Annotated in this window: 24 protein-coding genes; 10 read left to right on the forward strand and 14 right to left on the reverse strand. The window is 68.4% G+C overall.

Features of this window, described 5'->3' with window-relative positions:
* Positions 1-13 precede the first annotated feature (13 nt).
* The 3 genes from ACFCYE_RS09010 to ACFCYE_RS09020 are packed head-to-tail and all read left to right on the forward strand — an operon-like array spanning position 14 to position 1,364.
* On the forward strand, positions 14-364 hold the full coding sequence (locus tag ACFCYE_RS09010; protein ID WP_376178026.1) for a DUF3099 domain-containing protein: 351 nt from the start codon (positions 14-16) through the stop codon (positions 362-364).
* A complete protein-coding gene (locus tag ACFCYE_RS09015; protein WP_376178027.1) occupies positions 361-555 on the forward strand; it encodes a hypothetical protein in 195 nt (64 codons plus the stop codon). Before ACFCYE_RS09010 ends, ACFCYE_RS09015 begins: the two co-directional genes overlap by 4 nt.
* Entirely contained in the window at positions 552-1,364 is an 813-nt protein-coding gene (locus ACFCYE_RS09020) for an SURF1 family protein (RefSeq protein WP_376178029.1), read from the forward strand. Before ACFCYE_RS09015 ends, ACFCYE_RS09020 begins: the two co-directional genes overlap by 4 nt.
* A gap of 86 nt (positions 1,365-1,450) precedes the next feature.
* On the opposite strand, the gene ACFCYE_RS09025 is transcribed toward ACFCYE_RS09020, so the two are convergent.
* From ACFCYE_RS09025 to ACFCYE_RS09045, 5 genes are all read right to left on the reverse strand, one after another.
* The gene (locus ACFCYE_RS09025) at positions 1,451-2,077 is read right to left on the reverse strand and encodes an HAD family hydrolase (RefSeq protein WP_376178031.1); all 627 of its coding nucleotides are present in this window, start codon (positions 2,075-2,077) and stop codon (positions 1,451-1,453) included.
* A gap of 15 nt (positions 2,078-2,092) precedes the next feature.
* Positions 2,093-3,691 (reverse strand): ribosomal protection-like ABC-F family protein, encoded by a 1,599-nt coding sequence (abc-f, locus tag ACFCYE_RS09030; protein WP_376178033.1) that lies wholly within the window; start codon positions 3,689-3,691, stop codon positions 2,093-2,095.
* Positions 3,692-3,782: 91 nt separating this feature from the next.
* Positions 3,783-4,376: a CbiQ family ECF transporter T component gene (locus ACFCYE_RS09035; protein WP_376178034.1), complete on the reverse strand. Its 594-nt coding sequence runs from the start codon at positions 4,374-4,376 to the stop codon at positions 3,783-3,785.
* Complete coding sequence (locus tag ACFCYE_RS09040; protein ID WP_376178036.1) at positions 4,373-5,071, reverse strand: energy-coupling factor ABC transporter ATP-binding protein; 699 nt, start codon at positions 5,069-5,071, stop codon at positions 4,373-4,375. The genes ACFCYE_RS09035 and ACFCYE_RS09040 overlap by 4 nt, the downstream gene beginning before the upstream one ends.
* Positions 5,055-5,627 carry a biotin transporter BioY gene (locus ACFCYE_RS09045; protein WP_376178037.1) on the reverse strand — a complete coding sequence of 191 codons (573 nt, stop codon included), beginning with the start codon at positions 5,625-5,627 and terminating at the stop codon, positions 5,055-5,057. Before ACFCYE_RS09045 ends, ACFCYE_RS09040 begins: the two co-directional genes overlap by 17 nt.
* Before the next feature lie 65 nt (positions 5,628-5,692).
* Here ACFCYE_RS09045 and ACFCYE_RS09050 point away from each other — a divergent pair, with 65 nt between their 5' ends.
* The 5 genes from ACFCYE_RS09050 (at position 5,693) to ACFCYE_RS09070 (ending at position 10,497) form a co-directional block, all read left to right on the forward strand.
* Positions 5,693-6,310 carry a TetR family transcriptional regulator gene (locus ACFCYE_RS09050; RefSeq protein ID WP_376178038.1) on the forward strand — a complete coding sequence of 206 codons (618 nt, stop codon included), beginning with the start codon at positions 5,693-5,695 and terminating at the stop codon, positions 6,308-6,310.
* 58 nt (positions 6,311-6,368) lie between these two features.
* Complete coding sequence (locus tag ACFCYE_RS09055) at positions 6,369-7,046, forward strand: DedA family protein (RefSeq protein ID WP_376178040.1); 678 nt, start codon at positions 6,369-6,371, stop codon at positions 7,044-7,046.
* A 5-nt stretch (positions 7,047-7,051) separates the two neighbouring features.
* Positions 7,052-8,419, forward strand: coding sequence for a sensor histidine kinase (locus tag ACFCYE_RS09060; RefSeq protein WP_376178042.1), 1,368 nt, complete (start codon positions 7,052-7,054; stop codon positions 8,417-8,419).
* Positions 8,416-9,084 (forward strand): response regulator, encoded by a 669-nt coding sequence (locus ACFCYE_RS09065; protein WP_376178043.1) that lies wholly within the window; start codon positions 8,416-8,418, stop codon positions 9,082-9,084. Before ACFCYE_RS09060 ends, ACFCYE_RS09065 begins: the two co-directional genes overlap by 4 nt.
* Before the next feature lie 102 nt (positions 9,085-9,186).
* On the forward strand, positions 9,187-10,497 hold the full coding sequence (locus ACFCYE_RS09070) for an acyltransferase (protein ID WP_376178045.1): 1,311 nt from the start codon (positions 9,187-9,189) through the stop codon (positions 10,495-10,497).
* Here ACFCYE_RS09070 and ACFCYE_RS09075 read toward each other — a convergent pair.
* The 8 genes from ACFCYE_RS09075 to sufB are packed head-to-tail and all read right to left on the reverse strand — an operon-like array spanning position 10,451 to position 17,346.
* Positions 10,451-10,771 (reverse strand): CHY zinc finger protein, encoded by a 321-nt coding sequence (locus tag ACFCYE_RS09075; protein ID WP_376178047.1) that lies wholly within the window; start codon positions 10,769-10,771, stop codon positions 10,451-10,453. The genes ACFCYE_RS09070 and ACFCYE_RS09075 overlap by 47 nt on opposite strands.
* On the reverse strand, positions 10,768-12,144 hold the full coding sequence (locus ACFCYE_RS09080; protein ID WP_376178048.1) for an MFS transporter: 1,377 nt from the start codon (positions 12,142-12,144) through the stop codon (positions 10,768-10,770). Before ACFCYE_RS09080 ends, ACFCYE_RS09075 begins: the two co-directional genes overlap by 4 nt.
* A complete protein-coding gene (locus ACFCYE_RS09085; RefSeq protein ID WP_376178050.1) occupies positions 12,141-13,286 on the reverse strand; it encodes a MalY/PatB family protein in 1,146 nt (381 codons plus the stop codon). Before ACFCYE_RS09085 ends, ACFCYE_RS09080 begins: the two co-directional genes overlap by 4 nt.
* A gap of 1 nt (position 13,287) precedes the next feature.
* Positions 13,288-13,617 (reverse strand): metal-sulfur cluster assembly factor, encoded by a 330-nt coding sequence (locus ACFCYE_RS09090; RefSeq protein WP_376178051.1) that lies wholly within the window; start codon positions 13,615-13,617, stop codon positions 13,288-13,290.
* A gap of 9 nt (positions 13,618-13,626) precedes the next feature.
* On the reverse strand, positions 13,627-14,397 hold the full coding sequence (gene sufC / locus ACFCYE_RS09095; protein WP_376178053.1) for a Fe-S cluster assembly ATPase SufC: 771 nt from the start codon (positions 14,395-14,397) through the stop codon (positions 13,627-13,629).
* A gap of 1 nt (position 14,398) precedes the next feature.
* On the reverse strand, positions 14,399-14,725 hold the full coding sequence (locus ACFCYE_RS09100) for a non-heme iron oxygenase ferredoxin subunit (protein WP_376178055.1): 327 nt from the start codon (positions 14,723-14,725) through the stop codon (positions 14,399-14,401).
* The gene (gene sufD / locus ACFCYE_RS09105) at positions 14,722-15,927 is read right to left on the reverse strand and encodes a Fe-S cluster assembly protein SufD (protein ID WP_376178057.1); all 1,206 of its coding nucleotides are present in this window, start codon (positions 15,925-15,927) and stop codon (positions 14,722-14,724) included. Before sufD ends, ACFCYE_RS09100 begins: the two co-directional genes overlap by 4 nt.
* Entirely contained in the window at positions 15,928-17,346 is a 1,419-nt protein-coding gene (gene sufB, locus ACFCYE_RS09110) for a Fe-S cluster assembly protein SufB (protein WP_376178058.1), read from the reverse strand. It abuts the gene before it with no gap.
* A 234-nt stretch (positions 17,347-17,580) separates the two neighbouring features.
* Between sufB and ACFCYE_RS09115 the strand changes: the two genes are divergently transcribed.
* The gene (locus tag ACFCYE_RS09115) at positions 17,581-18,663 is read left to right on the forward strand and encodes a heme A synthase (protein WP_376178060.1); all 1,083 of its coding nucleotides are present in this window, start codon (positions 17,581-17,583) and stop codon (positions 18,661-18,663) included.
* An 82-nt stretch (positions 18,664-18,745) separates the two neighbouring features.
* The gene (locus tag ACFCYE_RS09120) at positions 18,746-19,147 is read left to right on the forward strand and encodes a hypothetical protein (protein WP_376178062.1); all 402 of its coding nucleotides are present in this window, start codon (positions 18,746-18,748) and stop codon (positions 19,145-19,147) included.
* A gap of 62 nt (positions 19,148-19,209) precedes the next feature.
* Here the strand turns inward: ACFCYE_RS09120 and ACFCYE_RS09125 are convergent, their stop codons facing one another.
* Positions 19,210-20,073, reverse strand: a complete 864-nt coding sequence (locus tag ACFCYE_RS09125; RefSeq protein ID WP_376178064.1) for a heme o synthase — start codon at positions 20,071-20,073, stop codon at positions 19,210-19,212.
* Between the last annotated feature and the right edge of the window lie 302 nt (positions 20,074-20,375).

The raw sequence follows: 20,375 nt of genomic DNA on the forward strand, positions 1-20,375 counted from the left end.
GGCTTGATGCATCGTGAAACGCACCCGTGACGCAGCATCCGTCACCTCGCTTCCGCAAGCGCCGAAGGTCGAGGCTGACTCGCGCACGCGCCGGTATCTGATCTCGATGAGCATCAGGATGGTGTGCTTCGCACTGACGCTTTTCGTCACTCCGTACGGCTGGTACACCTGGGTGTTCGCGATAGCCGCGGCGGTGCTCCCGTATATCGCCGTCGTCGGCGCGAACGCCGGGAGCGACAGCACGGTCACACGCGCCGAGTCACCGCGGCAGGCGCTGGACGCTCAGGCGACCGTCCCGGACGCCGAGCCGGTCCAGCCGACCGTCATCCGCATCACCGAGCACGGCCGGAACAGCGAGTCGTGACCGATCTGGAATGCTCCCGCGCCGGGTGCCGCAGCATCGCGACGCATCAGGTCGTGTGGCGCAACCCGCGAATCCACGCGGCCGATCGTGAGAAGGTCTGGCTCGCCTGCGACGAGCACGTCGGGTTCTTGAGCGACTACCTGCGCGCCCGCGATTTTCCCGTGACGGTGCGGACGGGGATCCCGCAGTGAGCCGGTTCGTGCGCTGGAGCATCTACGTCGTCGTCGCGATCGGCTTCGCGGTCGCGTGCGCCTTCCTGTCGCAGTGGCAGTTCGACCGCAGCGAGAGCCGAACCGCGGAGTTGGAGCTCATCGAGCGCAACTACGATGCCGATCCGGTCCCGCTCGACGACCTGATCGGGACGGATGAGGCGCTCGACGCGCAGGACGAGTGGCGCCCCGTCGCGCTCGACGGCGAGTATCTCGCAGATCAGCAGGTCCTGGTGCGCAATCGGCCTCACGGCGGCACGAGCGCGTTCGAGGTTCTCGTCCCCTTCCGCGACAGTGACGGACGCATCCTCATCGTCGATCGCGGATGGGTGCCGCCCGGCGAGGGCGAGGCCCCCGATGCTGTTCCCGCGCCGCCATCCGGCGAGGTCGAGATCGTCGTACGACTGCGGCCCACCGAGCCACTGCCCGCGTCAGGGCGGGGCGCTCCGGAGGGTCAGGTGCCCACGATCCACGTCCCGACCATCGGCGACCGGCTCGCCGAAGACGGCACGATCACGACGGCATACGGCCAGTTGGTGAGCGAATCGCCGGCATCCGACCCGCTCGGCGGCTTCGACAGGCCGACGGCCGACCCCGGGATGAATCTGTCGTATGCGATCCAGTGGATCCTGTTCGCGATCATGGGTTTCATCTTCATCGCCTACATCATCCGCACCGAGATCACCAAGCACCGCGAAGAGGTCGAGGGTCGCCCGACTGCGCCCAAGCAGCCGCGCCGGCGCGACAAGGACGCGGACGCCGAGGACGAGCTGCTCGACGCCGCGCACTGAGTGCGAGTCGCCACGTCCGTCGGAGAGATCCCGTCTGTCGGACGTGAGGGGCTCATTCTCTCCGACCGCAGGGATCTTTCCAACGGTCAGATCAGCTCGAGCAGCTCCTGCAGGGCCGTGATCTGCGCGGTGCCGTCGAGTCGCTGGTGACCGCCGGTGAAATGCACGAAACGCGCGCCGAGGCGCGCGGCGATCTCCTGGTCATGATTGGTGTCGCCGATGAGAAGGATCCGGCCGGGCGGGATGGCGACGTTGCGCACCCACCGGGCGATCACGGCATCCTTGGATGCCGCGTAGACATCGCCGATGCCGAGGACGTCCTCGAACTGACCGGCGAGCCCGTGCGGACGCATCTGGTCCGCCAGCGCATCGGGCAACGTCGCCGAAGCGAGCACCTGACGAATGCCCCGGCCCGCGATGCCCTCCACGGTGGAGCGGGCATCGAGGTGCAAGCGCGCCGAGGCCATCCGCTGCGGCAGGAGACCGAGATACTCATCGGCGGCCTCCGCGAACTCGTCGGCTTCGATGCCGACCGAGGCGTAGAACGCGCGGATGGGGAAGCGGAACCGCGCGCGATAGTCCTTCAAGGTCGCGATCGGTGCGCGGCCCCGCCGCACGAGCACCTCGTTCATGGTGCTGTGGCAGATCTCGGCATCGTCGAGCAGTGTGCCGTTCCAGTCCCAGCAGACGGCTTCGATCGCGACGTCGCTCATCCCATGGACACGAGCTCAAGCGAGCTCGATGAGCTCCTGGTACTCCTGATTCCAGATATCCTCCACGCCGTCCGGAAGGATCAGCACGCGCTCCGGGTTCAGCGACATCACCGCACCAGGGTCGTGCGAGACGAGCACGACTGCGCCCTCGTAGTGCGCGAGCGCGTCGAGGATCTCCTCGCGCGACGCGGGGTCGAGGTTGTTCGTGGGCTCGTCGAGCAGCAGCAGGTTCGCCGACGACACGACGAGTGTGGCGAGCGACAGACGGGTCTTCTCGCCGCCCGACAGGACACCGGCGGGCTTGAGCACGTCGTCGCCGGTGAACAGGAAGGATCCCAGCACCCTGCGGGCCTCGGTCTCGGTGATGTGCGGAGCGGCCGAAACCATGTTCTCGAGCACGGAGCGCGAGACGTCCAGGTTCTCGTGCTCCTGCGCGTAGTATCCGACCTTCAGTCCGTGACCCGGCTCGAGCTGGCCGGTGTCCGGCTCGTCCACGCCGGCGAGCATCCGAAGCAGCGTGGTCTTTCCCGCGCCGTTGAGTCCCAGCACCACGACCTTCGATCCGCGGTCGATCGCGAGGTCGACGTCCGTGAAGATCTCCAGGGATCCGTACGACTTGGACAGCCCGGATGCCATCAGCGGCGTCTTTCCGCACGGAGCCGGCTTGGGGAAGCGCAGCTTCGCGACCCGGTCGACCTGGCGAACGTCTTCCAGACCCGCGAGCAGCTTCTCGGCCCGTGCGACCATCTGGTGCGCGGCTGCAGCCTTCGACGCCTTCGCCCCGAAGCGGGCCGCCTGCTGCTGCAGCGTCGTCGCCTTCTTCTCGGCGTTGGCGCGCTCCTTCTTGCGACGCTCCTCGTCAGCGGCGCGTTGACGGAGGTAGTTCTTCCAGTTCATGTTGTAGGCGTCGATGATCTGGCGGTTGGCATCGAGGTAGAACACCCGGTTCACCGTCTCGCCGACGAGTTCGACATCGTGGCTGATCACGATCAGCCCGCCCTTGTAGCCCTTGAGGAACTCACGCAACCACACGACGCTGTCGGCGTCCAGGTGGTTGGTCGGCTCATCGAGGATCATGGTGTCCGCATCCGAGAACAGGATGCGCGCGAGCTCGATGCGACGGCGCTGACCGCCGGACAGCGTCTTGAGCGGCTGGTCGAGAATGCGGTCCGGCAGCGAGAGATTGTTCGCGATGGACGCGGCCTCGGCCTCGGCCGCGTATCCGCCCTGACCTTCGAACTGCTCTGTCAGCCTGGCGTAGCGCTTCATCGCCTTGTCCGCGACGGCTGGATCGTCCGAGCCCATGGCGACGGTCGCCTCCGCCATGCCGAGCGCGAGCGTGCCGAGACCGCGGGCATCCAGGATTCGGGTGCGCGCGAGCATCTCCGGGTCACCGGATCGCGGGTCCTGCGGCAGGTAGCCAAGCTCGCCCGAGCGGGTCACGCTGCCGCCCGAGGGCAGCACATCGCCGGCGAGGACCTTGGTCAGCGTGGTCTTGCCGGCGCCGTTGCGCCCGACCAGACCGATCTTGTCGCCGTCGGAAACGCGGAACGAGACGTTCTCCATCAGCAGGCGCGCGCCAACGCGGATCTCGAGTTCGTGCACGGCAAGCACAGCGGACGTCCGTTTCGTCAGGGGGTGGATGCGGCCAAGGGGCCAGCCTCCCAGTATAGATCCGGCTTGCTGTGCACTCCCCCGACCCCGATCACACCAGGCCCCGAGCCGCGAGGGCGTCTCCGACGTCGTCGGCATGGCGCAGCGCCAGGACGAACAGCGCAACGGCCGAGCGGATGCCGAGGCGCACGCTCCTCGCCTGCTGCGCCTCGCGCACACGCGCCGCGAACCCGGCGACGACCGGGATCATGGTGATCGTCAGCGACACGGTCATGGCCACCGCATCTGCGTCGACGCCGAAACGCCGCGCGGGTCGCAGCATCCGATGCAGGACATCGAGGAGGCCGCCCATCGTGGTCGTCAGGGTGAGCAGCCCCGCCAGCAGCACGAGCACGACGACACGCCCGGTATTGATCAGCGCCACGTGCGGTGAGGCGAACACGACGACCATTCCGCCGAGCACCAGCACGATCCAGCGCAATTGCCACAGCTGCGCCGCGAACACTCGTACGGACATTCGTGCCGCCCCATAGAGCCCTGCGACGCCGCCGAACGCGAGGGCGATGCTCACCGCATCATGGGGGTACAGCGCGAGCAAGAGTGCGAGGACCGCCAGTGCGGCGAGCTTCGCGCCGGCCGGCAGACGATGCACGACGCTGGCCCCGGGGCGGTACAGCGTCCTCACGCGCTCACCCGGCGGTAGGTCCGGATGAGCTCAGTCGGCTCACCGACATCCGCGATCCGCCCCTCCTCGAACAGCACCGCCGTGTCGCACCGCGCCGCGAGGTCCAGGTCATGAGTCACGAGCACGACCTGCGCGTTCTGGCTCAGCAGCAGGTCACCGATGCGTCGGGCGTTGTGCAGATCCAGGAGCGTGGTCGGCTCGTCAGCGACGATGAGGTCGGGTTCGGTGATGAGCACGGATGCGAGCGCCAGCATCTGCTTCTGTCCGCCGGACAGAGCGGAGGCCGGGACATCCGCGTGACCGGCGAGTCCGTGCGCGGCGAGCGTCTGCGCGACCCGCTGCTCGATCTCTCGCCGGTCGCGACCGCGCAGCGAGAGGGCGAGATCCTCGGCGGGCGTCGGCATGAGGATCTGCGCGTCAGGGTTCGTGAAGACGAAGCCGACTCGCCGGCGCAGCGCCGCACGATCCTGGACGGTGTCGAGTCCGAGCACGCGCACCTGCCCCACCGTCGGTGCGATCAGGCCGTTCAGCAGCCGAGCGAAGGTGGACTTGCCCGATCCGTTTCGGCCGATGACGGCGATCCGCGCGGCGGTCAGGTCGACCTCGACATCGGTCAGCACTGTTCGGCCGTCCAGCGCGACGCCGACCGACCGCGCTTCGATGCCGGACAGTCGCGTCTCAGGCCGCACGGACACGAGCACGCACGCCGAACGCCGGCGGATAGGCCCGTCGCAGAGCGAGGGTGAGCACGGTCGCCGCGACCGCCTTCAGCAGGTCACCGGGGAGGAAGATCAGGCTGGACAGCGCCGTGGGGCCGAGCCCCAGGCCCGTCACGGCCGCCTGCACCGGGATCCCGAACAGGTACACGACCCCGATGCCGCCGACCACGGTCGCGGTGCCGGTCCGCCACCACGAGATGCGCCCGCCGTGTGCGATGAGGCCCGTCATGAAAGCGCCGGCGATCCATCCGATGAGATAGCCGGCGGTGGGGCCGACGAACACGGCGATTCCGCCATGCCCGCCAGCGAGCACGGGGAGCCCGACGGCGGCCAGCACCAGCACCAGCAGCACGGCGAGAGGCCCCCGCCTCGGACCGAGGACGGTGCCCGCGAGCATCACCCCCAGTGTCTGGCCGGTGATCGGAACGCCCGTCGGCAGCGGCACAGTGACCATGCCCAGCGCGATGATGAGCGCCGCGAAGATCGCGATGCGGGCCAGATCGCGACCGGCGTCGCCTCGGTTGTCAGTCATATCTCTCCTCGGTTTCCCGCTACCTGAACACTGTTCACCTGAACGGCGTTCAGTATAGTGAGAGCATGATGGCCGAACGCAACTCAGACCGCTCGGGGCGTCACGACCGCGACAGCGTGACCACCACCGCGCTGCGCCTGCTCGATGACGTCGGCCTTCCCGACCTCAGCATGCGTCGCCTCGCCACGGAGCTCGGCATCCAGCCCAGCGCCCTGTACTGGCACTTCGACAGCAAGCAGCAGCTGCTCGGCGCCATCGCCGAGCGCATCCTGTCGCGCATCCCGCTCGAGGAGCACGATGAGATCGCGACGGATGCCGATGTCCTCAGCGCGGCCCGCAGCATCCGGGATGCCCTGCTCGCCTACCGGGACGGGGCGGAGGTCGTGCTGAGCTCCTACGCGCTCGGCTTCGGCGTCGACCGCACCCAGGCGCGTCTGCGATCCGTCCTGCAACGGCGCGCTTCGATCGGTGCCGACGTGGCCGCGACGACGCTGCTGCAGTTCGTCATCGGACATGCGCTGCTCGTCCAGCAGCGCCTTCATGCCGAGAGCCTCGGCGCCACGCACCTCGTCGGCGATGACACCACCGGCGATGTCTCCTCGGTGTTCGACGACGGCGTGATGCTGTTCCTGCACGGCATCGACGCGGCGGCGAAGCGACCGGAAGACCACTCTGAGGTATGACGCGGTCGATACCAGGGAGTGATGTGCCGACCCGCGGCGGTTTCGTACCGTCGGTGACATGGACGTCGTCAACGAACTCATCCTCGCCGCTGCAGCATCCCCCTGGCTGCTGCTGGTCATGTTCGCCGTGGCGATCATCGACGGCTTCTTCCCGCCGATTCCCAGCGAGACCGTCCTCGTGGCGGCCGCGGCGGCCGCGGCGGCCGGCGGAGGTGCCAACATCCTGCTGCTGGGTGCCGTCGCGGCTCTCGGGGCGATGATCGGCGACAACATCGCCTACGCGATCGGGCGCGGGATGGGCACCCAGCGCTTCCGCTGGATGCGACGCCCGCGGGTGGCCGCGGCCTTCGACCGGGCCGGGCGCACGCTGACGACGAATGGCGCTGGGCTCATCCTCGGCGCCCGCTACATCCCTGTCGGTCGCGTCGCCGTGAACATGACCGCTGGTGCGCTGCACTATCCGTGGCGCCGCTTCCTGCCGCTGAGCGCACTCGGTGGACTCAGCTGGGCGGCCTACAGCGCAGGTATCGGGTTGCTGGCCGGGCACTGGCTCAAGGATCAGCCGTTGCTGAGCGCGGTGTTCGGCGTCATGTTCGCCCTGATCATCGGATTCGTGATCGACCGGATCGCGGCATACCGCCGTCGGCGTCGCGCCGACAGACTCGCCGCGACGACAACAGCGGCGCCCGCTGTCGCCGCTGTTGCCGAGGACGCCCTCTGCGAGGTGGGAGGATGACTCCCATGACGGCGAAACGGGCGGCGGAACCGCAGGGTCGACCGTCCAAGGCGGATGACCGAGAGCAGCGCCGCGCGCAGCGTGCGCAGCGGGCCTCCGCCAGCGCCCAGGACAGGGCTCGGACCAAGGCCGCCAAGGTCCAGGCCAATAAGGAGCACCGAGCCCGCAAGCGCGAGAAGCGCCTCGCCCGCCTTCCCGCCTGGATGCGCGATCGCATGACCGTGACGACTGTCGTGCTGGCCGCGATCGCGGTCACGCTGTACGCCGTCCTCGTCCCGGTGCACGCCGCCGACTACGGCAGCCCGGTGGCCTTCACGATGCTGCTCGCCGCTCCGCTCGTCGCCGCTCCCCTGGTGTCGACGCGGCATCCGAACCTCGCGATCATCCTGTTCACCGGCTCGACGCTGCTGCTCGCGCTCATGGTGCCTCGAGACGTCTCACTGGCGCTGCCGTGGCCGTGGTCCGTGCCGATGCTGCTGGCGTTCGTCGTCGCTGTGGTGGTACCCACGTTCCAGCACGGATGGCGCACCGGGCTGGTGATGTTCGCATCCGGCACGGCCGCCGGCCTGACCGCGGCCCTCATGCTCCCCGGCTTCACGAGCGGGAACTCTCTCATCGTGACCACGTCCGTGGTGGGCGGGATCTATCTGCTCGCAGTGCTCATCACCGGCCGGCTGCGCGTCGGGAACGAGCTCACCCGCGAGCGAGCCCTCACCGCCCAGGAGCAGGCGAAGCGCGAACTCGTCGAGGAACGCACCCGCATCGCCAGGGAACTGCACGACGTCGTCGCCCACAGCATGTCCCTGATCCAGGTGCAGGCCTCGACGGCCCGATACCGCGTACCGGATCTCGCGCCCGAAGCAGTGGCGGAGTTCGACGACATCGCCGGCACCGCGCGGGGCGCCCTCGTCGAGATGCGGCGGATCCTCGGCATCCTGCGCACTGAGGACCACACCGCCGATCTCGCTCCCCAGCGCGGTGTCGACGACATCCCCGGACTCGTGGAGACGACGCGCCGCGCCGGGGCGGAGGTCGGCCTGTCGATGGCGATCTCGGGCGACATCGCCGCCGCGACCCAGATCGCCGCCTACCGGATCACGCAGGAGTCGCTCAGCAACGCCGTCCGCCACGCGCCGGGGACGGCGATCACAGTGGTGGCCACGACGGACGAGCAGTCCGTGACCATCGTCGTCCGCAACGCCCCCGTGGCAGCAGCGCCCGCACCGGGTGGTCATGGCCTCCGAGGGATGACGGAACGCGCCGCTCTGCTCGGCGGTAGCGTGGAAGCCGGGCCCGATGCCCAGGGCGGATGGACGGTTGCGGCGACGCTGCCTCGGCATCCGTCCGCTTCCCCGCAGAAAGGCACCGTGTGACGATCGAGGTTCTCATCGCGGATGATCAGGCCATGGTGCGCGCGGGTTTCGCCGCGCTCCTGGATGCGCACGACGGCATTCGGGTCACCGGGCAGGCGGCGAACGGCGCTGAGGCGGTCACTCTGTCGGCCAGGCTCGATCCCGACGTCATCCTGATGGATGTGCGGATGCCGGAGCTCGACGGCATCCAGGCCACCCGCCGGATCCTGGGAACGTCCTACCCCGCGGCCAAAGCGCCGCGGATCATCATGCTCACCACGTTCGACATCGATGACTACGTGTACGACGCGCTCCAGGCCGGCGCGAGCGGATTCCTGCTCAAGGACGCCCTGCCGGAGGAACTCGTCCAGGCGGTCAGGGTGGTCGCCGCCGGCGACGCCCTGCTGGCGCCGAGCGTGACCCGGCGGATGATCGCGCAGTTCGCGGCGCAGAAGCCGCGCGCCTCCAATGCGACGCTCCGGCTCACCGAGCTCACCGAGCGCGAACGCGAAGTGCTCGTGCTCATCGGCCAGGGCCGATCGAACGGCGAGATCGGCCGCGAGCTGTTCATCGCCGAGCAGACCGTCAAGACGCATGTCGGCAAGGTGCTCGCGAAGATCGGCGCCCGCGACCGCGTGCAGGCCGTCATCTTCGCCTACGACGCCGGCCTGGTCGAACCGGCCTGAGGCGCTCTCACACCGGGGTATCGCCTTCGGCGACACCGTGGGGTGATGTGGCGCAGCGCACCCGCTCCATAGCCTCCTGGGACAGACCAGAGGAGGCCTCCTGTGACCACCGTCGCGCAGCGCGTCGCTGCCGCATCATCGCCATCGCCCGCCGCCGTGCGGGACACCGGAATCGATCTCGTCCGCGCCGCGTGCGTGATCGCGGTCGTCATCCTGCACGCTCTGATGGTCGGGGTGACCGTCACCGATGCCGGACCCGTGTTCGCGAACGCGTCCGACGATTCGTGGTGGATCACGCCGCTGAGCTGGGTGCTTCAGGTCATGCCGCTCTTCTTCGTGATTGGCGGCTTTGCCGGGTGGACCGCCTACCGTCGAGCACGCGTGCAGGGCGGCACCGCCGCCTCGTTCGTCGCGGGGCGGCTGCAACGGCTGCTGGTGCCCGCACTGGTGGTGATCGCCGTCGTCGGCAGCGCCCTCGCCGCCCTGGCGATCGCCGGTGTCCCCGCGGATCTGCTTCACATCGCCGGATACCGCTACGCTCAGCCGCTCTGGTTCCTCGGGGTCTTCCTGCTGTGCCAGGCGCTCCTTCCGGCGCTGGCCGCCGCCCACGAGCGGTTCCCGCTGCGTGCCATCGGCGCTCTGGTGCTCGTCTCGATCGCCGTGGACGCCCTGCGACTTTCGACGGGTGTCGAGGGGCTCGGCTTCCTGAACCTGGCGTTCGTCTGGCTGACGCTGCAGCAGCTCGGATTCTTCCTCGCAGACGGCAGGATCGATGCGCTCGGGCGGCGCACCCGCATTCTGACGGCGGTCGGCGCCGTCGCCGTCCTGGGCGGCACCATGACAGCGGGCATCCACTCCCCCGACCTCATCGCGAACATCAACCCTCCGACGACCGCACTCCTGCTCGTGGGGGTCGCGCACACGATGCTGCTGTCGTTGTCCCGTGACCGACTGTCGGCATGGAGCCGGCGACCGCGTCTCGCGGCGCTGCAGGGATTCGTGAACAAGCGCGCCATGACCGTATACCTCTGGCACATGCCCGTTCTGCTGGCGATGGCCGGCGGCGCTGCGCTGTTCGCGGTCACCGCGCAGTCTGCACTCCCGGAGCCGAGCGGCTTCGCGTGGTGGCTGACGCGCCCGCTCTGGCTCGCGACCGTCCTGGCCCTCACCGCGCTGCTCGCCGTCCCCCTCGCCCGACTCGAATCGCGACGCACGCCGGCGGCCGGCTCGGCCAGACGTCTGACCGTCGCGACGACGAGCGGACTGATCGCGATCGTCCTTCTGCTCGTGGTCGGGACGACCCCCGCGACCGCGCTGGCCGCCGTGCTGCTCATCCTGTTCGCGCTGCGGATGGCACGCGCAGGAGTCACAGCTCGAAGTACACCGAGTGATGCAGCGCGCATCCGGGGTTGAACGGTGCGGCGCAGCGCGGACACGCCTGCGCCACGAGGTACGCACCGATCGAGAGCGTCGACCCGCAGACGCCGCACAGCACCGCCTGCTCGTCTCGCGCCTCGACCGGCCAAGGGCGGATGCCGTGCTCGGAGACCTCGTCGTGGCACCGCAGGCACGGGTACCATTCGTCGCAGCACGCGAAGCGGATCGCGACGATGTCGAGCGCACTGCGGTAGTGGACACAGCGGGTCTGCCCGTCTACCACGGCGCCGCGGACCTCCGGTCGCGTCACGGCTGCTCCGCGCCGTGGCCGAGACGGAAGCCGGGGATCGCGCTGAGCACCACGAGAGCTGTCGCGAACACGAAGTCGAACCAGAACGCACCGGCGCCGCCCCCCAGCGTCGCCACGCCGAGCCCGGCGAGAGCGATGGCGACGGCGGAACCGCCCGAGTCGGAGATCGAGAGCGCCGATGAATTGAAGCCCTGGTTCCCCGCGTCCGAGTACGCCAGCGTCAGAACGGTCAACCGCGGATACAGCAGACCCATCCCTCCGCCGCCGAACGCCCATCCGATCACCACGATCAACGGCGAGAGTCCCAGAACGGCGGTCGCGAGGACGGCGATGAGCGCGATGAGGATGAGCCCGAGGCTGATGGCGGTGATCCTGCTGTTGCCCAGGCGCTCGCCGTAACGCCCCTGCAGTGCCGAGGCACCGGCCCAGGCGAATGCCGCGAAGGTCAGCGCGACGCCCGCAAGTGTCGCCGAGAAGTCGAACCGCTCCATGAGCAGGTACGGAATGTACGCCTCTGCGGCGAAGAAGGCGCCGGCGACGACGCCGCGCATCAGCACGACGCTCGGCAGACCGCGGGTCGCACGCAGCGTCCCCCGCGGCACGAGCGGGCGGATCGCGAAGCCGATCACGACCACCGCGACCATCGCGACCGGCCATCCGATCGACGGCACCGCATCCGCGGAGAATGCGACGACGACGGCTGCGACGGCGACCACGACCGCCAGCGTCAGACGGACGGCCACGACGCCGGTTCGGAACGACTCACCCCCGCCGAGGTCCACGCCGCGCAGCCGGATCGCGATCATCGCGAAGGCACCCGCAGTGAGCACCGCGACCCCGAGGAAGGCCCAACGCCAGTCCAGAAAGTCCGCGATCGCACCGGCCAGGAACGGCCCGATCATGGAGGGGACGACCCACGCAGCGGCGAACGCCGCGAACACCCGTCCGTGCAGGTGTGCGGGATACAGTCGCGCGACCACGACGTACAGCGCGACGGTCTGCCCACCGGCACCGAGGCCCTGGATGAGCCGACCGATCAGGAACTGATGCATCGTCACCGCGGCGCCCGAGACGATGAGCCCCACGAGGAACAGCGCGACGGAGACGTAGAGCGCGCCGCGCGGGCCCTTCGCGTCGGAGGCTGCACCGCTGGCGACCATCCCGATCACGCTGGTCGCCAGAGTGCCGGCGAACGCGACGGCGTACAGCGATTCACCGTCGAGAGCCGCGCTGACGACCGGCATGACGGTGGTGACCGCCAGTGCCTCGATAGCGCCCAGGAAGATGAGGGCGACGGCGCCCAGCGTCACCCAGCGTCGCTGGCGGTCCCAGATGGACGCCTTCAGGTCGCCGGCCACATCCGCTCCGCTCATGTCAGCGTCGCGATGCGCTCGATCGCCTCCGTGAGGATCTCCGGGCTCGTGCCGAAGTTCAGTCGCGCATGCCCCGCCCCCTCGGCACCGAAAGCCGGCCCGAAGTGCAGCGCGACCTTGGCCTCGCGCAGAATCCGCCGCGAGGGGTTGTCGCCCCAGCCGAGGTCGCTCAGATCGATCCACGCCAGGTATCCGGCACCCGGGATGCGAAAGCGCGCCTGCGGCAGATGCTCGGCGAGCAGATCGGCGAGCAACCGCCGGTTCTGGTCGAGAGTCACCAGGAGGTCGTCGAGCCAGGGGTCGCTGGCGGGAGAGAACGCGGCCACCGCGGCGAGCAGGCCGAACTGCCCGGTCCGCCACTCCACCTCGACCGGCAGCGAGCGGACCACGCGCGTCGTCGGGTCGGATGCCGTGACCATCAGCGCGCACTTGAGCCCGGCGAGGTTGAACGCCTTGCTCGCGCTGACCACCGCGTATCCGACCTCGCGCGCCGCATCCGACACAGCCAGGAACGGTGTGCATCCCGTGCCCGGCTGCGCGAGCGGCGCGTGGATCTCATCCGAGACCACCGCGGCGTCGTACTCCACCGCCAGGTCCGCCAACGCGGCGAGCGACGCCGCGCTGTGCACGGTTCCGGTGGGGTTGTGCGGGTTGCACAGCAGGATCGCGCGCGCCCCGGCATCCAGCGCCAGACGGATGCCGTCGAGATCGAGCTCCCAGGCCGAGCCGGTGTCGCGCAGGGGAACACGCTCGACGACGGCGCCCGCTTCGGCCACGAGCTCGTAGAACGGCGGGTACACGGGTGGGTTCACGATGACGCGATCGCCGGGCGAGGTCACGCGTCGGAGGATCTCGACGATCCCCATGCTGACGTCCGCCGTCGGGCGCATGCGCGCCGGATCGGCGTGCCAGCCGAAACGTCGAGAGGCGAACCCGGCGTAGGCCTCGGGCAGCGGTGTGCGCGAGGCGATGTAGCCCGTGTCGCCGATGGCCACCGCCCGCTCGAGAGCGTGCGTGATCTCAGGCGCCAGCGGGAAGTCGGTCTCCGCCACGAACAGCGGGAGGACGTCGCCGGGGTACTCGCGCCACTTCTCGCTGGAGCGCTCACGCAGCTGTTCCAGCGAGAGCGCGGTGACGCTCATCTCAGATGGCGAAGCCGAGCGCGCGCATCATGTCGCGCCCGTCGTCCGTGATCTTCTCCGGACCCCACGGCGGCATCCACACCCAGTTGATGCGGAACCGTTCGACGACGTCGTCCAGCGCCTGTGCGGTCTGCTCTTCGAGAACATCCGTCAGCGGGCAGCCGGCGCTGGTGAGGGTCATGTGGATCACGAGAGCATCGTTCTCGTCATCCCAGGCCAGATCGTAGATCAGGCCGAGGTCGACGACGTTGATCCCGAGCTCGGGGTCCATGACGTCCTTGAGAGCCTCGGTGACCTCGTCGTACTTCTCTGGTGCAAGCGTCGCGGTCATGCCCTCAGCCTACGCCTCGATGGGAGCGGCGGGGTCGAGGAAGCGGTCGTAGCCCTCGTCCTCGAGACGGTCGGCCAGCTCAGGGCCGCCCTCTTCGACGATCTTGCCTGCGACGACGACGTGCACGTAGTCGGGCCGGATGTAGCGGAGGATGCGCGTGTAGTGCGTGATCAGCAGCACACCGAGACCGGTGGACTCCTTGGCGCGGTTGACGCCCTCGGAGACGATCTTCAGTGCGTCCACGTCGAGACCCGAGTCGGTCTCGTCCAGCACGGCGAACTTCGGCTTGAGCACCTCGAGCTGCAGGATCTCGTGACGCTTCTTCTCGCCGCCGGAGAAGCCCTCGTTGACGTTGCGCTGCGCGAACTTGGGGTCCATGCGCAGGTTTCCCATCGCGGCCTTGACGTCCTTGGTCCAGGAGCGGATCGACGGCGCTTCGCCGTCCAGGGCCGTCTTCGCCGTGCGCAGGAAGTTCGTCACCGTGACGCCGGGGATCTCGACCGGGTACTGCATCGCGAGGAACAGACCGGCACGGGCGCGCTCATCGACGCTCATGGCCAGGACGTCCTCGCCGTCGAACGTGATCGAGCCGGAGGTCACGGTGTACTTGGGGTGACCGGCGATCGTGTAGGCCAGCGTGGACTTGCCCGAGCCGTTCGGCCCCATGATGGCGTGGGTCTCACCGGTGTTCATGGTGAGAGTGATTCCGTTGAGGATCGGGGTGGTCCCGGCATCGGTCTCGACCGTCACGTGCAGGTCGCGGATCTCGAGAACAGACATTTCAGACTTCCTTAATGACAGTCGGGTCGATGAGCACGTCGTCGCCGTCGATCTGGACGACGTAGACCGGGACGGGCTCGAAAGCGGGGAGGTTCTGGGGCTTGCCGGTGAGCAGCGAGAATGCGGAGCCGTGGGCCCAGCACTCGACCGTGTCACCTTCGACGAAGCCCTCGGAGAGGGAGATGTCTCCATGGGTGCAGGTGTCTCCGATGGCGTGGATGACGCCCTCGGAGTCCTTGATCACCGTGATCGGCACGCCGCTCGGGTCGACGCGCAGGGGCGCATCGACCTCGAGGTCACCGACGCTGCAGACGCGTTCGGCGCTCATGCGTTCACCGCCGCGAGCTCCACCTCGACGGCCACCAGCAGCTCCGCCTCGAGGGCGGGAATGCCGAGACGCTGGACGATGTCGCTGAGGAAGCCGAGCACGACGAGACGCCGTGCCTCTTCCTCTGTGATTCCTCGAGCCTGCAGGTAGAACAGCTGCTCGTCGTCGAAACGACCTGTTGCGCTGGCGTGGCCCGCGCCGAGGATATCGCCGGTCTGGATCTCGAGGTTCGGGATCGAGTCGGCGCGCGCGCCCTCGGTGAGCACCAGGTTGCGGTTGGCCTCGTACGAGTCCGTCGCCGTGGCGTCCGGTCCGATGAGCACGTCGCCGATCCACACGCTGTGTGCGCTCTCACCCTGCAGAGCCCCCTTGTAGAGCACGTCGCCGACGGTGTGAGCGCCCTTGTGGTGCAGGTACACCTGGCTCTCGAAGTGCTGCCCGGCGTCCGCGTAGGAGAGGCCGTACATCCGGCCCTCGGAGCCGTTGCCGCTCAACTCGAGGTTCGGGTTCACCCGCACGACTCCGCCGCCGAAGGTGACGACGAAGTGCTTGAGCTGTGCATCGGCGTCCACTCGAGCCTGGTGGGATGCCGCGTGCACCGCGTCGTCCTCCCACTGCTGCACACTGATGACCGACAGGCGGGAACCGGCACGAGCGATGATCTCGACGTTCTGCGCGTACTGGGCCGAGCCCGAGTGACGCAGCACCACGGTCGCCGCGCTGTGCTCCAGCGCCTCGATCACGATGTGCGCGTCGGCACGACGCTCGGCGCCCTGACCGGCGATCGAGATGACCACCGGTTCGGAGACCTCGGTCTCGCGCGGAATCCGCACGTGGAGCCCCTCGGACGACCCCTGCCACGCGACGGCGGCGACAAGGTCCTCCGGCACGAAGAACTCTCCGCGCGGCGCGGTGCCTGCAGCCAGCGGAGCCGAGATGTATTCGGCGCCGCTGAGCGTCTCGTAGGTGACGCCGTCGTTCTGCGCGGCGACCGCGAACAGCGGCTTCACCCGCGCGGTCGGCGTGTGCTTCCAGTTGACCTCGCGGCCGCTGGGGACGCCGAAGTCGTCCGGTTCGAAGGACCGCGGGCGCTCCGAGCGGGTCTGGACGGGGACGAATCCGGCGTCCGCGACCTGAGCGGCGGGGTCGATGTGCGCGTTCGTATCCTGCGCCTCAGCGGGCGCTGTCGCCTGGGCCGCCATTCAGCCGACCGATCCTTCCATGCCCATTTCGATGAGCTTGTTGAGTTCCATCGCGTATTCCATCGGCAGCTCGCGTGCGATCGGCTCGATGAAGCCGCGCACGATCATCGCCATCGCCTCGTCCTCCGGCATGCCGCGGGACTGCAGGTAGAACAGCTGCTCCTCGCTGACCTTCGAGACCGTGGCCTCGTGACCGAGCTGCACGTCGTCCACGCGGATGTCGATGGCGGGGTACGTGTCGGAGCGGGACTTCGTGTCGACCAGCAATGCATCGCAACGGACCGTGTTGGCGGAGTGATGCGCGTTCGCGTCGACACGCACCTCGCCGCGGTAACCGGCGCGTCCACCGCCGCGGGCGATCGACTTGGAGACGATCGAGGACTGCGTGTACGGTGCCATGTGGATCATCTTCGCGCCGGCATCCTGGTGCTGGCCGGGGCCGGCGAAGGCGACCGAGAGCGTCTCGCCCTTGGCGTGCTCGCCCATCAGGTAGATGGACGGGTACTTCATCGTCACCTTGGAGCCGATGTTGCCGTCGACCCACTCCATGGTCGCGCCCTCATGGGCGACGGCACGCTTGGTGACGAGGTTGTAGACGTTGTTCGACCAGTTCTGGATCGTCGTGTAGCGCACACGGGCGTTCTTCTTCACGATGATCTCGACGACGGCCGAGTGCAGCGAGTCGGACTTGTAGATCGGGGCGGTGCAGCCTTCGATGTAGTGGACGTAGCTGTCCTCGTCCGCGATGATCAGCGTCCGCTCGAACTGTCCCATGTTCTCGGTGTTGATGCGGAAGTACGCCTGCAGCGGGATCTCGACGTGGACGCCCTTCGGGACGTAGACGAACGAACCACCCGACCACACGGCGGTGTTGAGGGCGGCGAACTTGTTGTCGCCGGCCGGGATCACGGTGCCGAAGTACTCCTCGAAGAATTCGGGGTGCTCACGAAGGGCCGTGTCCGTGTCCATGAAGATGACGCCCTGCTCCTCCAGGTCCTCGCGGATCTGGTGGTAGACGACCTCGGACTCGTACTGCGCCGCCACACCGGCGACGAGCCGCTGGCGTTCCGCCTCGGGAATACCGAGGCGCTCGTACGTCTCGCGGATCTCAGCCGGAAGGTCTTCCCAGGTCTGCGCCTGCTTCTCGGTGGATCGGACGAAGTACTTGATGTTGTCGAAGTCGATCTCGCTGAGGTCAGCACCCCAGGTCGGCATCGGCTTGCGTCCGAAGAGCTGGTACCCCTTGAGACGGGTCTTCAGCATCCATTCGGGTTCGTTCTTGAGCGCCGAGATCCCACGGACCACCTCTTCGGAGATGCCGCGTTTGGCGATGGCTCCGGCGGCATCCTCATCGTGCCATCCGAACTCGTACACCCCCAGGCCATCCAGCTCCGGGCGATCGATCAGCACATCCGACATGTCACACTCTCCTCGTAGGGCCCTGGCGGTGTCATCCGCTCCGGCATGCCGTAGCCCCGTCGAGTGACCGGGGGTTGGATGCCGCTGTGGAGCCCTCATCACGACGCGTTCATCGCGCCTAAACTGTTGGTGATGCATCTCGCGCTGTGTGCGCGCATCGCAACAATCCGATTCTACAGGTTCCCCCTGTCATCCGGGCCGCGCTCGGGTAACACAGCGGGAGCCGGAGGCCTTATGCGCACGAGTTCCGCCACGCCATCCGTCGACACCCGGATCGTGATCGGCACGCCGCTGCGCGTCCTCGCCTGGCTCTCCTTCCTCGCCGAGGTCATCATCATCGGCACCGGTGGTGCCGTGCGTCTCACCGGTTCCGGTCTCGGCTGCTCGGAATGGCCGCTGTGCACGCCGGAGTCCCTCGTCCCGCTGCCCGAGCAGGGCATCCACGGCATCATCGAGTTCGGCAACCGGACGATGACCGGTGTGGTGGGGCTCCTCGCACTGGCCGTTCTGCTGCTCACCCTCGCAGCGATCGGCGGCGCTGCGCTGGTCAAGCGCGCGGTGTGGTTCGCCCTCGGCGGCATCGCCGCCGCCGTCATCGCGTACGCCGTGACGGCGCCGTTCGGATTGCCCGCCTTCGGGTTCTTCTCGGGCGCACTGCTCATCGCCGTGGTGATCGCGATGGTGGATTCGCTGCGCCGCACGACACGGCGTCGTGATCTGTCGGCCCTCGCGTGGGTCGTGCTCGCGGGCGTCATGGCGCAGGCCGTGGTCGGCGGGCTCGCCGTCGTCACCGACCTGAACGCCTTCGTGGTCGGCTTCCACTACGTCTCGTCGCTCCTTCTGGTGTGCGTCACGGCCGCCTACCTGGTCCGGCTGTACGCCGCGCCCGGTCCGCGCGAGCGCGCCGTGCCGCGGTGGTTCGCCGTCCTCACGCACGCGACCGGCCTTGCGCTGGCGGCGACGATCCTCTTCGGCGTCCTCACGACCGGCTCAGGACCGCACTCCGGGGACGCGAACATCGTTCGCACCGGCTTCGACGCGACGATCCTCGCGCACGTGCACTCCTGGCCGGGGTACATCCTGGCCGCGCTCGTCGCGGTGCTGACCATCGCGGCGTGGCTGCTCACGCTGCCGGTGCGTCGATGGCTGCTCGTGCTGACCGGTGCGATCCTCGTCCAGATCGCCGTCGGCATCTGGCAGGCCAGAGACGGATTGCCTGAGATCCTCGTCGGCATCCACATGGTGCTCGCGTCCCTGTCGGCCGCCGCCTACACGGTCGTCGTGCTCACCCTCACACAGCCTGCCGACGCCGACTGAGGCCGGCGGCGGGGTGTCGCGCACACCTCACTCATAGCGAGCGCATACCTCGCTCATCACCGCGTCGCGCAGAGTGGCCGGCATGAAGAACACCGCACTCATCCGCAGCATCCCGTACTGGCTTCTACTGGTCCTCTCCCTCGCCGCGCTCGGGCTCGGCGCCTGGATCACGACGGAACAGATCGGGGTGATGACGACAACGCTCCTGGACGGCACGGCCACGGGAGTCGAGGTCTACGCCGGTCAGGCGTGGGTCGTCTTCGGCGGTGCGCTGGTCGCAGGCGGGATCATCGGGCTGTTCCTCGCCCTCGCCCTCGCCGCGGCCAAGACGCTGATCGCGCGGCCCGGCGTCGAGGTCGTCGAGACCATCGACGGGAACAGCGCCGAGGCGCCGAGTGCCGTCGAGCCGGACATCGACTCCACGACCACGGCGGAGCCTGCCCTCGCATCGGATGCCGCAGAACCGGCTGCGGCCACCCGCTGAGCACCGCAGAGCGCCCGCACCCGAATACATCCGGTGCGGGCGCTTCTGCGTATGCGGCGACGTCAGAACGGCAGCAGAGGGTCGATCGCGACGGCGACGAAGATCAGAGTGAGGTAGGTGATCGATGCGTGGAACACTCGCATCGGGCGCGGCTCGGTCCCCCGCACCGCGCGGTTGTAGAGGCGGTGCGACTCGTAGATGAACCAGCCGCCGAACACGACCGCGGACACCGAGTAGACCAGCCCCATGTCGGCGACCGGGATCAGCAGCAGCGAACAGGCGATCGTCGCCCACGCGTAGAGGATGACCTGCAGGCCGACCTGCGACGCGTGACGCGTCACTCCCAGCATCGGCACATCGACGTCCTCGTAGTCGTCCTTGTACTTCATCGACAGCGGCCAGTAGTGCGGCGGTGTCCAGAGGAACACGAGGACGAACAGGATGAACGCCGGCCAGTCCAGCGAGCCGGTCACGGCGGACCAGCCGATGAGCACCGGGAAGCAGCCGGCGATCCCGCCCCAGACGATGTTCTGCTCGGTGCGGCGCTTGAGGATCATCGTGTAGATCACGACGTAGAAGAAGATGGCCACCGCCGACAGCGTCGCTGCGAGCCAGTTGGTCGTCTGCCACAGCCAGACCGTCGAGACGACGGCCAGCGTCCACGAGAAGATGAGCGCGCCGCGGGGCGTGACCTCGCCGGTGACGAGCGGCCGGTTCTCGGTCCGGTGCATGTGCGCGTCGATGTCGCGGTCCAGATACATGTTGAATGCGGCTGCGGAACCCGCACTCATCGCGCCGCCGATCACGGTCGCCAGCACGAGCCAGAGGTCGGGAAGCCCGCCTTCTGCAAGGAACATCACCGGGACGGTGGACACCAGCAGAAGCTCGAGGACACGGGGCTTGGTGAGAGCGATGTACGCCTTCACCGTGCGTCCGAGCGAGTGCTTAGGTGCGACCGACTGCGTCTGCGTCGAGATCTCGATCCCCTCCTCCGCGCGAAAGCGCCATACCGGATCCAGTCTACGCCACGCGTGCCGCCACGCCGATTCAACGCGTGTTCCGCCCGCAGACCGTGACCGGTCACACGATTGTTACCTCACTCCGTAAGACACGCGTTGTGAGAGAAACAACCCCGCTATGCTGAAAACCACTCGCGCGCCCGGCGCTGTGCAACTCTCCGTGACGATGCGGAGCGCCAGGGAATTCGGGCGCCCTCGAAATTGTCGGA

The organism is Microbacterium sp. NPDC056234 (assembly GCF_042267585.1).
Taxonomy (GTDB): domain Bacteria; phylum Actinomycetota; class Actinomycetes; order Actinomycetales; family Microbacteriaceae; genus Microbacterium.

Coding starts and splice junctions, on each gene's coding strand:
- ACFCYE_RS09115 (WP_376178060.1), top strand. CDS start 17,581: ATGCGCACGAGTTCCGCCACGCCATCCGTCGACACCCGGATCGTGATC.
- sufB (WP_376178058.1), bottom strand. CDS start 17,346: ATGTCGGATGTGCTGATCGATCGCCCGGAGCTGGATGGCCTGGGGGTG.
- ACFCYE_RS09055 (WP_376178040.1), top strand. CDS start 6,369: ATGGACGTCGTCAACGAACTCATCCTCGCCGCTGCAGCATCCCCCTGG.
- ACFCYE_RS09120 (WP_376178062.1), top strand. CDS start 18,746: ATGAAGAACACCGCACTCATCCGCAGCATCCCGTACTGGCTTCTACTG.
- ACFCYE_RS09100 (WP_376178055.1), bottom strand. CDS start 14,725: ATGAGCGCCGAACGCGTCTGCAGCGTCGGTGACCTCGAGGTCGATGCG.
- ACFCYE_RS09050 (WP_376178038.1), top strand. CDS start 5,693: ATGATGGCCGAACGCAACTCAGACCGCTCGGGGCGTCACGACCGCGAC.
- sufD (WP_376178057.1), bottom strand. CDS start 15,927: ATGGCGGCCCAGGCGACAGCGCCCGCTGAGGCGCAGGATACGAACGCG.
- ACFCYE_RS09060 (WP_376178042.1), top strand. CDS start 7,052: ATGACGGCGAAACGGGCGGCGGAACCGCAGGGTCGACCGTCCAAGGCG.
- ACFCYE_RS09085 (WP_376178050.1), bottom strand. CDS start 13,286: ATGAGCGTCACCGCGCTCTCGCTGGAACAGCTGCGTGAGCGCTCCAGC.
- ACFCYE_RS09025 (WP_376178031.1), bottom strand. CDS start 2,077: ATGAGCGACGTCGCGATCGAAGCCGTCTGCTGGGACTGGAACGGCACA.
- ACFCYE_RS09045 (WP_376178037.1), bottom strand. CDS start 5,627: ATGACTGACAACCGAGGCGACGCCGGTCGCGATCTGGCCCGCATCGCG.
- ACFCYE_RS09090 (WP_376178051.1), bottom strand. CDS start 13,617: ATGACCGCGACGCTTGCACCAGAGAAGTACGACGAGGTCACCGAGGCT.
- ACFCYE_RS09080 (WP_376178048.1), bottom strand. CDS start 12,144: ATGAGCGGAGCGGATGTGGCCGGCGACCTGAAGGCGTCCATCTGGGAC.
- sufC (WP_376178053.1), bottom strand. CDS start 14,397: ATGTCTGTTCTCGAGATCCGCGACCTGCACGTGACGGTCGAGACCGAT.